The following is a 15082-nucleotide window of genomic DNA, read 5'->3' on the forward strand; positions in this document are numbered from 1 at the left end:
CCCGCTTTCATGGCATAATAGCGTTCGGTTTCCAGAATGCGTTATCTCCATGTCGTTTACCCTGCGTCCTTATCAACAGGAAGCGGTTGCCGCCACGCTCAACCACTTCCGCCGTTCCCAACAGCCTGCGGTTATCGTGCTGCCTACCGGCGCCGGTAAAAGCCTGGTTATCGCCGAGCTGGCGCGCGTGGCGCGAGGCCGCGTGCTGGTGCTGGCTCACGTTAAAGAGCTGGTGGCGCAAAACCACGGCAAATATTGCGCGCTGGGGCTGGAGGCGGATATTTTCGCCGCCGGCCTGGCGCGTAAAGAGAGCCAGAGCAAGGTGGTGTTCGGCAGCGTGCAGTCGGTGGCGCGCAACCTGGCGCAGTTTGACAGCGCCTTTTCGCTGCTGATCGTCGATGAGTGCCACCGCATCGGCGATGATGAGAACAGCCAGTATCAGCAGATACTGACGCATCTGCGCCTGCATAATCCTCAGCTGCGGCTGCTGGGCCTGACCGCGACGCCCTACCGTCTCGGCAAAGGCTGGATCTATCGTTTCCACTATCACGGCATGGTGCGCGGCGACGAGCGCGCGCTGTTTCACGACTGCATCTATGAGCTGCCGCTGCGCTATATGATCAAGCATGGCTTTCTGGTGCCGCCGGAACGTCTTGATATGCCGGTGGTGCAGTATGATTTCAGCCGCCTGAACGCGCAGGCGAACGGCCTGTTTTCCGAAGCCGACCTCAACCGCGAGCTGAAGCAGCAGCAGCGTATCACGCCGCACATTATCAGCCAGATCGTCGAGTTCGCCGCCGATCGCAAAGGGGTAATGATTTTCGCCGCTACCGTAGAGCACGCCAAAGAGGTGCTGGCGCTGCTGCCGGACGGTAAGGCGCTGGTCAGCGCTGAGACACCCGGCCCGGAGCGCGATGCGCTGATCGACGCTTTTAAGCGGCAGCAGATCAAATATCTGGTTAACGTGGCGGTACTGACCACCGGCTTCGACGCACCGCATGTCGATCTGATCGCCATTCTGCGCCCTACCGAGTCGGTCAGCCTTTATCAACAGATTGTCGGCCGCGGGCTGCGTCTCAGCGAGGGCAAAACCGACTGTCTGATCCTCGACTACGCCGGCAACCCGCACGATCTGTTTACGCCGGAGGTGGGCGCGCCGAAAGGCAAGAGCGACAACGAACCGGTGCAGGTTTTCTGTCCGGCCTGCGGCTTCGCCAACACTTTCTGGGGCAAAACCACCGCCGACGGCATGATTATCGAACACTTTGGCCGCCGCTGTCAGGGCGTGCTGGAGGATGACGACGGCAACCGCGAGCAGTGCGACTATCGCTTCCGCTTTAAAAGCTGCCCGCACTGCAACGCTGAAAACGATATCGCCGCGCGCCGCTGCCATGAGTGCGACGCGGTGCTGGTCGATCCTGATGATATGCTGAAGGCGGCGCTGAAGCTAAAGGACGCGCTGGTGCTGCGCTGCGGCGGCATGACGCTGGAGGCGGGCCGCGACGACAAAGGCGAGTGGCTGAAGGCGACCTATTACGATGAGGACGGCACCAGCGTCAGCGAGCGCTTTCGTCTACAGACGCCGGCGCAGCGCACCGCGTTTGAACAGCTGTTTATGCGGCCGCATCAGCGCGCGCCCGGCGTTCCGCTCGGCTGGCAGACCGCCAACGACGTGGTGGCGTTGCAGCCGCTGCTGCGTCATCCCGATTTTGTAGTGGCGCGCGCCCGCGGCCAGTTCTGGCAGGTGCGCGAAAAGGTGTTCGACTATCAGGGACGCTATCGCCGCGCCAACGAGCTGCGTTGAGCGGGCGTTTGCGTCGACAGGTAAAGATGGCTATAATGCCGCGCGCTTTTGTCTGACAAGAGCTGAACAATCCTGACTGCTGCTGGGTCGCCTGTAGCAGTATCATCTATTTAAAGAGAGTTACCATGTTAACTATCAAAGCAACTGAACGTAAAGAGCAGGGTAAGGGTGCGAGCCGCCGCCTGCGCGCAGCTAACAAATTCCCGGCTATCGTTTACGGTGGCAAGGAAGCAGCTGTTTCCATCGAACTGGACCACGACAACGTGATGAACATGCAGGCGAAGCCTGGCTTCTATGATGAAGTTCTGGTTCTGGACATCGATGGCAAAGAAACTCAGGTGAAAGTGCAGGCGGTACAGCGTCATCCGTTCAAGCCGAAACTGCATCACATCGACTTCGTTCGCGTTTAATCGCAACAACGATGAAAAAACGCCGCAATCGCGGCGTTTTTTTATGCCTGCGCGCCGGGCTTCGACGCGCGGCGTTTATTTGCCGCTGGTGCGACGCTGAAGCTGATCGCGCAAATTCGGCGGCGTGCCTTTGATCGTCAGGGTATCGGTTACCGGATCCCAGAAAATGCGCTCGCCCAGCAGCATGGCGTCGAAGTTGATAGTCAGGCCGCCGCCGCTGCCGGCGAATTTGGTCAGCTGGCGCAGGGTGCTGCGGTCCGCCGGGAAACTCTCCTCCAGCTCATAGCCCTGCTCCTGAGTGAACTCGCGGAAATTCTTCTCGCCCAGCGGCGGCAGCTCGCGCGCCAGATCGTCGATGGCGATCTCTTCGCCCGCCTGCAATTGTTCATTGCAGTAGCTGTAGACCTGCTGACGGTAGTTTTGCCGCTCCGCCTTATCCAGATCGGACTCGGCGCAGTAATCGTCCACCGCCTGCAACAGCCCGCGGTTCTGCGCCTTGGTGTCCAGCCCGACGCTGGCGCCGAGGAAATCCATAAAGAAATCGGCGACCTTGCGCCCTACGCGGCCGCGCAGGAAGGTCAGATAGCGCGTCGATTCCGGGTTGGTTTCCCACTCGGTCAAATCGATGCGCGCCACGATATCGGCATGGTTGATGTCCAGATAGTGCACGCTGCTGATATCGAGCTGCTCATTGACGCGCATGCTGCTTTGGCTGCTCAGCACTGCGATCAGTAAATATTCCACCGCCAGGTAGCGATAGTGGCAGAACAGCACGATGCCGCCTTCGGCAAAGGGGTATTTCGCCAGTTCCTCACGCAGACGGCCGGTGGCGGCGCGGCTGAACGCCAGGAAATCCTGCTCACCGGCGCGGCATTCGCGTAGCGTTTGCGCCAGCTCGCTTTCGGCGTTAAACAGGCCGAACGCTTTGCTTTTCGCGCTGTAGACCCGGTGCAATTCCTCCACCAGTTCCGACACGGCCTGGGTGGTCGGCAGCAGGCTGTCGCGCAGCACCAGCTCCAGCGTTTGCTCATCGCGTTTGATCAACTGATGCAGGGCGATCTGGTCGATATCCAGACTCATGGTAGACTCTCCTTTAAGCTTCAGGCGCGTATTCAAACACCGCGCGCCGTTGCGATCAACCGGCGGATGCGCGAATGCCGTTCCCTGCCGAAGTTTAACGCCGCGCTGACGATAAAAGTGCAGAAAAAAAGGCGTGCTTACGGTAAGATACCGCCTTTTCAATACGTATTAGTTAAGGTTATGCCACAATCATCCCGTTACAGTGACGAACGCGTGGAGCAGATCCTCGCGCAGCTGGTGCAGGTGCTGGAAGAAAACCAGGCGCCAACCGATCTTTCCCTGATGGTGCTGGGAAATATGGTCACCAATTTAATCAATACCAGCGTGGCGCCCGCTCAGCGTCGTGCGCTGGCCCGTTCCTTCGCGGATGCGCTTCAGGCCTCAGTACGCGAAGATAAAGCCCATTAATGTGATGATCTGACCGCAAATATGGTTACCAATCGGCAACGCTACCGTGAAAAAGTCTCCCAGATGATTAGCTGGGGGCACTGGTTCGCGTTGTTTAACATCATTTTTGCCGCCCTGCTGGGCAGTCGTTATCTGTTGGTGGCCGACTGGCCCGGTTCGCTGGCGGGGCGTATCTACGCCTTCACCAGCTGGATCGGCCACTTCAGCTTTATCGTCTTTGCGGCCTATCTGTTACTGATCTTCCCCCTCACCTTTGTGGTGATGTCGCAGCGTCTGCTGCGCTTTTTATCCGCCATTGTCGCCACCGCCGGGCTGACGCTGCTGCTGGTCGACAGCGCGGTGTTCAACCGTTTCCACCTGCATTTGAATCCCGTGGTGTGGGAACTGGTGGTCAACCCCGACCAAAGCGAAATGGCGCGCGACTGGCAGCTGATGTTTATCAGCGTACCGGCGATTTTCCTGGTGCAAATGCTGTTTGCCACCTGGAGCTGGCAGAAACTGCGCAGCCTGAACCGACGCAGCTTTGGCAAGCCGCTGGCCGCGCTGTTTATTAGCGCCTTTTTCGCCAGCCATCTGCTCTATATCTGGGCGGACGCCAATTTCTATCGACCGATCACGATGCAGCGCGCCAATCTGCCGCTCTCCTATCCGATGACCGCGCGCCGGTTTCTGGAGAAGCACGGGCTGCTGGATGCGCAGGAGTATCAGCGTCGTCTGGTGCAGCAGGGCAACCCAGAGGCGGTCTCGGTCGCCTACCCGCTAAGCGATATCACGTTCCGCGACGGCGGCGCGGGCCATAATCTGCTGGTGATTACCGTGGATGGCCTGAACGAGCCGACCATGACCAAAGCGCTGCCGAATCTGACGCGCTTCGGCGAAAGCAACGTGCGCTTCAGCCAGCACTTTACCGCAGGCAATACGCCCGACAGCGGGCTGTTCGGCCTGTTTTACGGCATCTCGCCGAGCTATATGGACGGCGTACTGGCGTCGCGCATCCCTTCCGCGCTGATCACCTCGCTGAGTCAGCAGGGTTATCAGTTCGGTCTGTTCGCCTCCGACAGCTTCCGTTCGCCGCTTTATCGCCAGGCGCTGCTGGCCGACTTTTCGCTGCCGGTGATTGGCGATCAGCCAAACAGTCAGACCACCGCGCAGTGGCAGCGTTGGCTTGGCTCGCTGCCGTCAGGTCATGCGCCGTGGTTCTCGTGGGTCTCCTATAGCGGACTGCGCGATCTGCCCGAACGCGGCAAAGAGCGGACACAGCGCTACAGCCGCAACGCCAAAGAGGTCGACGGCGAAATAGGCCAGGTGCTGAACACGCTGGAACAGAAAGGGCTGCTGGAGAACACCGTGGTGGTGATTACCGCCCAGCAGGCGGTGGCGCTGAACGGAAAAGATAATGACGGCCGCCGCGCCGGGTTGCAGGTGCCGTTGCTGATCCACTGGCCGAATACGCCAGCACAAACCATCAGCAAGCTGACCGACCATCAGGATGTGATGACCACGCTGATGCAGCGTTTGCTGCACGTCAGCACGCCGCCAGCGGAATATTCGCAGGGCGAAGATCTTTTCACCGCCCAGCGTCGTCATAACTGGATCGCCAGCGCCGATAACAACCGGCTGGTGATTACCACGCCGCAGCTTACGCTGGTGCTGGATGCGAACGGCAGCTATAAGGCCTATAACCGCGAAGGCCAGCTGCTAAAGGATCATAAGCCCCAGCTGGCGCTGCTGTTGCAGGTGCTGACGGAAGAGAAACGTTTTATTGCTAACTGATGGCGTATCGCCCATCGACGCTCGCCCTACAGACCCGCCTGCGGCCCAGGCGGGTCTGTTTTATATAGAGGCAACGTTACTCACTTTGCACGCCGCTTCACGGGCGGCGCCGGAAAATGAATTCGCTGGACATGGGGTTGCAGGAAAGCCCTTCCAGTAAAAACAGATGCGGCGTTCTTTATCTCATCAAGCGGAGCGGATTATCGCTGTCGCTCCGTCGCTTCAACCGTCTGGATAGCAAGCTTCGCTGTCAGCCCTACTAACTGATTATTATTAAAGCAGTTAGACGCAAAGCGTCTTGCTTTTAGCAAGATTCCGGGTAGTATAACGGCCACATATCGGCACGTAGCGCAGCCTGGTAGCGCACTGTCATGGGGTGTCAGGGGTCGGAGGTTCAAATCCTCTCGTGCCGACCAAAATTCCCTAAAAAACCAATCCTTTCGGATTGGTTTTTTTATGTCTGCGTTTTAATTTACTGACATGCTGCTGAAGGGATCATTGCAGAAAAGGTGCTGGATTAGCGTTAGCTTCGGTTAAGCAAATGATATATTGGTTGCCGCATCAGCATTAGCATGCAGGCATTAAACGGGTAGATTACAAGCCAGGCAGTGACAACGTCGGTTATATTGCTCTTGCAGGTAATGCCCAAAACTTCCCCTATATGGGTGAAAATAAACAAGCAGCATATATTTGATAAACATATAGCTTCTTAATTCAGGAGAGGCGTATAGAGGCACAGATGAAAGCTTTTATTATAAATTTGAAGGAATCGGTTGAAAGACGTATAAAAATGGAAAACCAGCTTAAAAAGCTTAAGCTGAAATATGAATTTATCGATGCTGTTGATGGGCGGAAAATGTCCGAACAACAAAAAAAAAGCATCACTCAAGAGGTAAATTATGCTTTCCTGCCTGGTGAAATCGGCTGCGCTCTCAGCCATCAAAAAATTTACCAGAGAATGCTCGATGAGAGTACAGATGTTGCGTTAATCCTTGAAGACGATGTCATCTTGAATGCGGATATAAATGAAATCATTAAAAAAATCCCGATAAAAGTTGACGTGCCTACAGTGATTTTACTTAGTCGTTCTAATAAATATTTAAAAAAACCCGTTCATAAATTAACAGATAAATATTCTCTGCATAAAACGCATCATGCTACTACAACACATAGCTATATTCTGAACAAAAAAGCAGCGCAGGCACTTTTGGCTGGATTATACCCTGTATGGATGGTTGCCGATAAATGGATGCTTTTTGAAGAGCTATCTATGGTTAAAGTGTTTTCGGTTGTCCCCCATCCAGTTGAGCTTTCTACAGAAGCAGGAAATTCTACTATCAATGCTCAAAAGGGGGATCTGGAGTTGAACTTACATAAGAAATTAATCTGGAATCGCTTGATGGCACAACGATCTGTTAAGGCAAAACTCAGGGAGAAGTATCGTAGAGCAATCGTACCGATTTTCAATAAAGTTATCGATCAGGGAAAAGGTTAAAAGAGCGTAGGTTTTATTAATTTATTCCGTAGCTGGGACATGAAATATCTGCGTATACTGATTAGCTTAATAAAGCAGATTATCTGCTGTTCTGTCCATTTGCAGATACTGTGGTGATATTTTGGCTGTATAATTCTTCAGTTACCAAAATAACAAGAGCAGATCTTTGTCTGCTCCATTCTGTACCTGGGGTTTCTTACCCCCCCTACTGACGCAACAACCTCAGCCCGTTCGCCACCACCAGCAGGCTGGCGCCGACGTCGGCGAACACCGCCATCCACAGCGTGCCCATTCCCGCTAAAGTCAGCGCCAGAAACAACGCTTTAATACCAATGGCCAGCGTCAAATTCTGGATCAACACCGCATAAGTACGCCTTGCCAGACGGATAAAAAGCGGGATTTTACGCAAATCGTCATCCATTAGCGCCACGTCAGCGGTTTCAATCGCCGTGTCCGTTCCCATCGCACCCATGGCGAAGCCGACAGTGGCGCGGGCCAGCGCCGGGGCATCATTAATGCCGTCGCCTACCATGCCGGTTACGCCCTGAAGGGTGAGTTTTTCCACTGCCTGTAGCTTATCCTCCGGCAACTGTTCACTCTGCACGTTGTCAATGGCGAGCTGGGCGCCAATTGCCTGCGCCGCCCAACGATTATCGCCGGTCAGCATAACGGTTTTAACGCCCAGCGCATGCAGCTGCGCAATCGCCTCGCGGCTGCTCGCTTTAATCGTATCCGCTACCGCGAACAGCGCCAGCACGCTTTCTTCGTCACAGAGCATCACGCTGGTTTTCCCCTGCTGTTCCAGCGCGTTCAGGGTAGCCTTTGTCGCGGCGGAGCAGCCAACGCTCTCCTCAATCAGACGCAGGTTGCCTAAGCTATAGGTTTTCCCGTCTATCTCGCCGCGCACGCCGCGCCCCGGCAGCGCGGTAAAATTGTTAACGGGTAATCTGGCGCTATCTGACGCGGCAGCTAACAGCGCCTGCGACACAGGATGATCGGAATAGCTGGCCAGGCTGACCGCCAGCGCCTGACAGCGCGCCGGGTCAAGCGCGGCCAGTACGCGAATATCAGTCTGACGCGGCTTGCCGTGGGTCAGGGTGCCGGTTTTATCGAGCGCCAGCCACTTCAACCGCCTCCCCTCTTCCAGATAGATGCCGCCCTTGATCAAAATACCGCGACGCGCAGCGGCCGTCAGGCCGCTGACGATGGTCACCGGCGTTGAGATCACCAGCGCACAGGGGCAGGCGATAACCAGCATCACCAGCGCTTTATAAATCCACTCCTGCCAGCTGCCCCCCATAAACAGCGGCGGCAGCAGCGCCAGCGTTACGGCCATGGCGCAGACCGCCGGCGTATAGATACGTGAGAAGCGATCGACAAAGCGCTGTACCGGCGCTTTCGCCTCCTGCGCCTGCTCTACAACGCGGATAATACGCGCCAGTGTGCTGTTGTTCGCCGCCGCCGTTACGCGATATTCAATCGCGCCCGCGCCGTTGATGGTACCGGCAAATACCGTATCGCCCTCGCCCTTCTCCACCGGCAGGCTCTCGCCGGTGACCGGCGCCTGGTCGACAGTGGTACGCCCACGTACAATCACACCATCCAGACCGATGCGCTCGCCGGGCCTGGCTCTTACCAGGCTGTCCAGAACTACCTGTTTCACTTCCGTGTCGCGCCAGCTGCCATCCAGCTGCCACATACTGGCCGTTTCCGGCGTCAGCCGGATCAGAGAATCGATGGCGTTGCGCGCGCGATCCAGTGATTTCGCCTCCAGCAGCTCGGCCAGCGTAAACAGTGCCATCACCATCGCCGCTTCCGGCCACTGTCCAAGCACCAGCGCGCCGGTAACGGCGATGCTCATTAATGCGTTAATATTCAGGTTGCCGTTGATTATCGCGGTCCAGCCTTTTTTAAAGGTATGCAGGCCACACAGCGCGATGGCCAGCAGCGCCAGCGCCGCTTGCGCCCATTCCATCACGCCTGTCCAGCTCAGCGCCTCCGAGGCCGCCGCCGCCGCTCCGGCCAGCGCCAGCGGCCACCAGCGCGGACTTTGGGTTTCAGCCGTCGTCGGCTGTTCGCCATCATGAAGGGGTTCAGGTTCGAAACCCAGCGCGCGAATTGCATTCAGCACAGACTCTAATGCGCCCGGCGCGTATGAGACCGTCAACACGCGCTGCATCAGATTAAACTCCATCCCGCTGACGCTCTTCATTGCGCCCAGTTTTTTGCGGATCAGCGCCTCTTCTACCGGGCAGTCCATCTGCATAATGCGGATGCGGGTTTGCTCTCCTCCCGGTGCGCTGGCGTCGGCGCGCGGCGTGCTCTCTGTCGCATCTCCGACCGGCTCAAAGGCGGTAAAGCGCGCCTTGTCCTGGTTGCCCGACGTGCCGTCGCAGTTAGGTTTATTACAGCAATGACTCATCTTTTTTCCTCCCTTTCGCCTATACTGCTATTAGAAACCCTGTAGTTACTTCAGGGTCAAGCGTCAGCGAGGTGGAGAATGAAGATCGGCGAACTGGCCCGACTGGCGGGCTGCAAGGTGGAAACGGTGCGCTACTATGAACGGGAAGGTTTATTAGCGGCTCCGCTGCGCGACGGCAGTAATAACTATCGTCATTACGACAGCCATCATCTGGAAACGCTGCTGTTTATACGTCGATGCAGAACGCTGGATATGACGCACGAAGAGATTCGGGTGCTACTGCAAGCCCGCAGCCAACCTGACGCCGACTGCGGCACGGTTAATGCGCTGATTGACAGGCATCTGCATCATGTGCAGGAAAAAATCCGCGAGTTGAACGCGCTGGAGCAGCAGCTAACCGCGCTGGGAAGCCACTGCCACGCCGGGCGCGCGGCGCGACACTGCGGCATCCTGCACGAACTGGAACAGACGGACGATCTGCAGGCGGTCACTTCGCTGACGCGCGGTTTGTAAGCGTCGCGCGTTTGCCGAAGGGCAGCCGCTTCGCCGGTAACGTAATCACCATCAGACAGCCGACAATCAGGGCAACGCCCGTCCATCCGCTCAGCGACAGCCTTTCGCCGACCAGCAGCACCGCCAGCAGCGCGGCTACCACCGGCTCCAGCAGCGTAATGGTAGTGGCCAGGCTGGCCGGAATACGCGCCAGCCCATAGCCGTAGCAGAGATAGCCGATAAACATCGGGACCAGCGCCATATAGATGCCGACGGCGGCGTTATTCCATGCGGTCAGCAGCGGCGCGCCGGTAAACAGCAGCACCGGCATCAGCAGGATCCCGCCTGCGCCGAACGTCGCGCCCATCGCAGCGCGCGGCGCTATCTTCTGCTGCATCAGTCGTCGTGCGGACCAGGAGTAGAGCGCATAGGTAAAGCCCGCCAGCAGCCCCAGCAGCATGCCGACAATAGCGTGATCCGCCTCGCCGTGGCCGCCACTTTTCGCCAGGCAGAGCAGCGCCATGCCGATTAGCCCGATTAGCGCCCCGCTCGCCCACTGTTTTGTCAGACGCAAGCCGTCCAGCCGATATTCGATCAGCGCGGAGAGCAGCGGCGCGGAGCCGATAGAGATCACCGTGCCGACCGTAACGCCCGCCAGACGCATTGAGGCGTAAAACGCGAGCGGATAAATCGCTACCGCCAGGGCGCCGGTCAGCAGATAGCGCCATTGGCGGGCGATCAGCCGTCGCTGGCGCACAATGGCGGCGACGGCGATAAGCCCCTGCAACAGACCGCCGATGCCCATCGCCACCGCGCCGACCGCCAGGGAACTGAGATCGGGCGCGAAAGTAGCGGCCGTGCCGGTCGTTCCCCAAAGAATCGAGGCGATAAAAACGGCGGCGATGCCCGCCAGACGCTGTTCAGAAGCGAGCATCACAACGCCTCCATCATCTGCGCGGCCATCATCTCCGCCTGCCTTACGCAGCCGCCGTTGCCTTCCAGTCCGGCGCGCGAAATGCTGCCTTCCAGCAAAAAAGCGAAGTGGCGCGCCATCAGGCGAGCCCGCTCCGCGTTCCCATCCAGCAGCGTAAGGAGATGCCCGAGCAGAATCGCCTCCACCTCCTCTTTATGACGCCGCACCGCCTGACGACCCGGCGCGGCGGCAGGCAGTTCCGCCGCGGCGTTCAACAGGCCGCAGCCGCGAAAGCCATGTTCATAGGCATATTCCGCGTGATCCTCATAGGCTTTAAACACCGCCAGCACTTTCTCGCGCGGCGTGCTGGCGGTTTGCAGCCGCTTCTCATACAGCGCCAGCCACTCCTGATGACGCAGCGTTAGATACGTCGCGACCAGCTCATCTTTAGACGCGAAGTTGTTATACAGGCTTTTTTTCGCCACGCCGGCGCGTTTGATAATCGCGTCGATGCCGGTTGCGTTAATGCCGTGTTCATAAAACAGCACGCGCGCCGCGTTCAGCAGCTTTTCCTGGGCGGTAGACATCCTGGTTTTCCTGTCACAGAGGAAGTAGGCAGACCAGTCTACCTACTTCTCAATCAGAAGCAACGGCCAGAAAAACATCCTGAAAAAGGAGCCTTGTCGGGATATAAATCGAATAGTAAACGGCAGGCGGAGTGCCTGCGCGTTATACTTCGTGTCGAACCAGAAAATCATTCCGCCAGAGGCGGCGCCGGGCTTAGCCGTGCAGCGTCAGCCCTTTTATCGCTTTCTCTACCGCTTTCTTCGGGCCGCGCAGCGCCAGCCCGACCAGATTCAGGTTATCGGCATCCTCTGCCAGGAATGCCTGGCGATTGGCCTCGTCGTGTCCGGTGGAGAACATCGCCTGCACATAGGGAATCAGGGTCAACTCACGCTCCAGCCCCTTACGGTGCGCGCTCTGCAACTGGGCCAGATCCGCTGCGAACACCAGCATCGGTTGCCCCAGCATATTGCCGTAGCGGTGGCTTTTTGCATCAATATAGGGCGCGCCCATCATCTCCGGCGCGGCGGCGGCAATGCCGCTGGCGAGGAACGCCACCACGTTCAGCCGCTGCCATACGGCCAGGTCATCACGAACAATCAGCGCTACTTTGGTATCAAACATCCGTCAGGATCTCCATCGGTGAACAATAGAGATCATCATCAGGAAAAAGGGCGTCGTCCGTATAGAACATTTGTGCAGTGCTGCTGATAGGCGGCGGGCGTCATGCGGTAGGCGCGCCGGAACCAGCGACCAAGATGGCTCTGATCGGCGAAGCCGACCTGAGCGGCGACGCGAGCGGGATGGATGCCCTGCGCCAGCAAGGCACGGGCGTTGCGCAGGCGCAGCCTGACCAGATACGCGTGCGGCGACTGTCCGAACGCTTTTTGAAACTGTCGCGTCAGGCGAAAGCGGTCGATGCCGGCATAGCGGGCCAGATCGTCCAGCCCGATATCCTGCGCCATCGCGTCATGCAAATAATCCCTGACCCGGCACATCTGATGTGTCGCCTTATCGGTGAAAACGGGAGATGCGGCGTTGAGATGGCGCGACAGCAGGTCGATCAACCGGTCCAGGCCCTGATCGCGCGCCAGCCTGCCCTCGCCGTTATGCACGGCGTTGAACGCCTGCTGGATCGCCATATTCAGCAGGCGATCTTCAGTCAGGGTATGGCGAAACGCCGCCTGCAAAACAGAGATGTCGCCCAGCCCACGACGCTCCAGCGCGGCGGAAAGCCAGCGCTGCGGCAGATAAAGCATGCTGTAGGTAAAGCCTTCGGGATCGGGCGCATGGCCGTCATGTACCGCGCCCGGCTCAATCAGGATCACCTGTCCGGGGCTGCTGGTATGCAGAGTGCGATGGCAGTTAAAACGCTGCAGGCCTTTCTGCGTCACCCCGACCAGCATCTCATCGTGATCGTGCGGATCGTAGGCGTGACCGCAAAAATGGGCGTGAACGCTTTCGATGCCGGTTTCGCTGTCGCGCTGCAAATGCACCCAGTCGCCGGTTGATATCGACATTCCTCTCCCCCACAGGCTGAACCTGACGCTATTACCGCAGTATACGGATTGTGACGCATAACAAAACGCCGCTTTTTCTCATGACTGCTGCGGCGCTTATCGGCGTCGTAAAGGAAAAAATAATTTTTTGCAACAATCATTCATTTAACAAAAACGTAAAGAAAATATCTCCATGTTTTTTATCGCGGGCCGATAGTACAAAAGCTCGTTAATCACCCAGGTAAACTTTCATGAAATTATCAACCCGACTTGCTGCAGGATTTAGCCTGCTGGTTTTACTGTTAGTTCTTTGTGCTGGCGTGGCGCTGCATGCTCTGAATAATGCCCGGGAAGGTATGGACGATGCGGTGAACGTTAAGATGAAAAAATATCAACTGATCCTGGATATGCGGGGCAGCATCCGGGATATGGCGATCGCCGTACGCAACCTGGCGCTGCTGACCGATCCAAAAGCGATGCAGCCAGAATGGGAGCGCCTGGAAAAGCAGAAGCGTCTCTATATTCAAAACCGTGAACAGCTAACGCAAATGATGGCGATTGATTCGGTGCCTGAGGGTCGCGCCGCCTTTCGTAAGGTGCTCGACAGCGAAGATGCGGCGCTGAGCTCGTATGAAAAAGCGGGACGGCTTGGATTGCAAAACCTGCAAGAGGAGACGACCACCTATTTGATGAACGTCACGCGTCCGGCGCAAAATCAGCTGCTCGGCGCGCTGAACGCCATGACCAACGTGCAAATGCAGAACTCGCGCAACGCGGTAGCCAACAATAGCGCCGATATCAGACGCATCTCTGTTTTTCTCAGCGTGCTGGTTATCGTCTCAATTGCGCTGGCGGCGGTGACGGGCTTTATGACCGTGCGGGTGCTGATGCGCCAGCTCGGCGGCGAGCCGGCACAGGCGCAGGCGTTGGCGGCAGCCATCGCGAGCGGCGATCTTACCTCTTCGATGTCATTGCGTCCGGGCGACACCACCAGCCTGCTCGCCTCGCTGTCGCGTATGCAGTCGCGCCTGAGCGAAATGGTGACGCAGATTAAAGACGCTTCCGCCTCCGTTTCGCTCGCTTCAGATGAAATCGCGCGCGGCAATACCGAGCTGTCAGCACGTACGGAGCAGCAGGCGGCGGCGCTGCAGGAGACCGCCGCCAGCATGGAGCAGCTGACGGCGACGGTGAAAAGCAATACGGCGGGTGCCAGCCATACGGCAGGTTCGGCGCGCGACACCGCCGCTCTGGCGCGCGGCGGGGAAGACAGCGTGCGTAAAATGACCCAAACCATGGCGGACATCTCGCTCAGCGCAGCGAAGGTGCGGGAAATTACCGGCACTATCGAGGGCATCGCGTTTCAGACCAATATCCTGGCGCTGAACGCCGCAGTGGAAGCGGCGCGCGCTGGCGAACAGGGTCGTGGTTTTGCCGTCGTCGCCGGCGAAGTGCGTACGCTGGCGCAGCGCAGCGCCACGGCGGCCCGCGATATTAAAGGGCTGATCGAAGAGGCGGTGGTGCTGGTGGATGAAGGCGTCACGGTGGCAGACGGAACGGCGGCCAGCATTATGAGCGTAGTCAGCCGGGTTAGCGAACTGGCAAACGCGATGGATGAAATCGCGCTGGCCTCCAACGAGCAGATGCAGGGCATCTCCCAGATCAGCGTGGCCGTCGGTCAAATGGACGGCGTCACGCAGAGCAACGCCGCGCTGGTTGAAGAATCGACCACGGCGTCGCAGTCGCTGGCGGAGCAGGTGCATGCGCTGCGCGGCATGGTGGATACCTTCCGCGTTTAAGCCTCATCCCATCGCCAGACCTGCGCAAGCCGCGCAGGGCTGGCGCTTTTCGTCTGGCGCGGCAGGCGTCATCATGTTCTCTGCGTCGATATTTTTATTTATGAAACTTTATATTCATCAAAATTTCACATAATTGTCACACAACTGCCCTAGCCTGATGCCAGTTGAACGGAACGGGAACCAAACGATGGCAGTCGTGAAAGCAAAGAATTTGCAGGATACCGAGGCGCTGCTGCATTCGGGCATCAATAAAGTGGAGCTGGATTGGGAAATAGGCAGCGATGATTTTTTCCGTCTCGCCAGCCACTGGTGCGAACGCGGCGCGAAAATCACCCGCACTCAGCGTCATTTCGTGGTGTCGGTTAAAGGCTTCGCTATCCCGCCGAACGATTAAACCCGCCTTGCCGAACCGCGCCAACCGCAGGC

General features: G+C 57.7%; 14 protein-coding genes and 1 tRNA gene. 9 read left to right on the forward strand and 6 right to left on the reverse strand.

All coding sequences use genetic code 11. The features are described from left to right. Window positions 1–49 precede the first annotated feature (49 nt). Both C2E16_RS14180 and rplY read left to right on the forward strand, forming a co-directional pair. Window positions 50–1804 (forward strand): DEAD/DEAH box helicase, encoded by a 1755-nt coding sequence (locus tag C2E16_RS14180; RefSeq protein WP_038625178.1) that lies wholly within the window; start codon window positions 50–52, stop codon window positions 1802–1804. A 125-nt stretch (window positions 1805–1929) separates the two neighbouring features. Next, window positions 1930–2214, forward strand: coding sequence for a 50S ribosomal protein L25 (gene rplY / locus C2E16_RS14185; protein ID WP_038625176.1), 285 nt, complete (start codon window positions 1930–1932; stop codon window positions 2212–2214). Between the two features lie 75 nt (window positions 2215–2289). Here rplY and yejK read toward each other — a convergent pair whose 3' ends face one another. Continuing rightward, entirely contained in the window at window positions 2290–3294 is a 1005-nt protein-coding gene (gene yejK / locus C2E16_RS14190; protein WP_038625174.1) for a nucleoid-associated protein YejK, read from the reverse strand. Window positions 3295–3474: 180 nt separating this feature from the next. Between yejK and C2E16_RS14195 the strand changes: the two genes are divergently transcribed. The 4 genes from C2E16_RS14195 (at window position 3475) to C2E16_RS14210 (ending at window position 6970) form a co-directional block, all read left to right on the forward strand. Then, a complete protein-coding gene (locus tag C2E16_RS14195; RefSeq protein ID WP_038629936.1) occupies window positions 3475–3702 on the forward strand; it encodes a YejL family protein in 228 nt (75 codons plus the stop codon). A gap of 21 nt (window positions 3703–3723) precedes the next feature. Next, complete coding sequence (yejM, locus tag C2E16_RS14200) at window positions 3724–5475, forward strand: LPS biosynthesis-modulating metalloenzyme YejM (RefSeq protein ID WP_084970652.1); 1752 nt, start codon at window positions 3724–3726, stop codon at window positions 5473–5475. Window positions 5476–5814: 339 nt separating this feature from the next. Then, window positions 5815–5891: transfer RNA gene (locus tag C2E16_RS14205), tRNA-Pro, on the forward strand. Between the two features lie 323 nt (window positions 5892–6214). Next, window positions 6215–6970, forward strand: a complete 756-nt coding sequence (locus C2E16_RS14210; RefSeq protein WP_084970651.1) for a glycosyltransferase family 25 protein — start codon at window positions 6215–6217, stop codon at window positions 6968–6970. A gap of 205 nt (window positions 6971–7175) precedes the next feature. On the opposite strand, the gene C2E16_RS14215 is transcribed toward C2E16_RS14210, so the two are convergent. Next, on the reverse strand, window positions 7176–9392 hold the full coding sequence (locus C2E16_RS14215; RefSeq protein ID WP_373996394.1) for a heavy metal translocating P-type ATPase: 2217 nt from the start codon (window positions 9390–9392) through the stop codon (window positions 7176–7178). Between the two features lie 78 nt (window positions 9393–9470). Between C2E16_RS14215 and cadR the strand changes: the two genes are divergently transcribed. Beyond that, window positions 9471–9905, forward strand: coding sequence for a Cd(II)/Pb(II)-responsive transcriptional regulator (cadR, locus tag C2E16_RS14220; RefSeq protein ID WP_038625169.1), 435 nt, complete (start codon window positions 9471–9473; stop codon window positions 9903–9905). On the opposite strand, the gene C2E16_RS14225 is transcribed toward cadR, so the two are convergent. The 4 genes from C2E16_RS14225 to C2E16_RS14240 all read right to left on the reverse strand — a co-directional run bounded on the left by C2E16_RS14225 (window position 9880) and on the right by C2E16_RS14240 (window position 12881). Next, window positions 9880–10818 carry a DMT family transporter gene (locus tag C2E16_RS14225; protein ID WP_084971222.1) on the reverse strand — a complete coding sequence of 313 codons (939 nt, stop codon included), beginning with the start codon at window positions 10816–10818 and terminating at the stop codon, window positions 9880–9882. The two genes, cadR and C2E16_RS14225, sit on opposite strands and share 26 nt — an antisense overlap. Then, window positions 10818–11384 carry a TetR/AcrR family transcriptional regulator gene (locus tag C2E16_RS14230; protein WP_038625165.1) on the reverse strand — a complete coding sequence of 189 codons (567 nt, stop codon included), beginning with the start codon at window positions 11382–11384 and terminating at the stop codon, window positions 10818–10820. The genes C2E16_RS14225 and C2E16_RS14230 overlap by 1 nt, the downstream gene beginning before the upstream one ends. 193 nt (window positions 11385–11577) lie before the next feature. Further along, window positions 11578–11985 (reverse strand): DUF2000 domain-containing protein, encoded by a 408-nt coding sequence (locus C2E16_RS14235; RefSeq protein ID WP_084971224.1) that lies wholly within the window; start codon window positions 11983–11985, stop codon window positions 11578–11580. Window positions 11986–12023: 38 nt separating this feature from the next. Continuing rightward, on the reverse strand, window positions 12024–12881 hold the full coding sequence (locus C2E16_RS14240) for an AraC family transcriptional regulator (protein ID WP_084971226.1): 858 nt from the start codon (window positions 12879–12881) through the stop codon (window positions 12024–12026). Window positions 12882–13111: 230 nt separating this feature from the next. On the opposite strand from C2E16_RS14240, the gene C2E16_RS14245 reads away from it, so the two are divergent. Continuing rightward, the gene (locus C2E16_RS14245; protein ID WP_084971228.1) at window positions 13112–14656 is read left to right on the forward strand and encodes a methyl-accepting chemotaxis protein; all 1545 of its coding nucleotides are present in this window, start codon (window positions 13112–13114) and stop codon (window positions 14654–14656) included. Between the two features lie 187 nt (window positions 14657–14843). Further along, window positions 14844–15050 (forward strand): hypothetical protein, encoded by a 207-nt coding sequence (locus C2E16_RS14250; protein WP_038625157.1) that lies wholly within the window; start codon window positions 14844–14846, stop codon window positions 15048–15050. Window positions 15051–15082 lie beyond the last annotated feature (32 nt).

This window comes from Mixta calida, assembly GCF_002953215.1.
Lineage (GTDB): Bacteria > Pseudomonadota > Gammaproteobacteria > Enterobacterales > Enterobacteriaceae > Mixta > Mixta calida.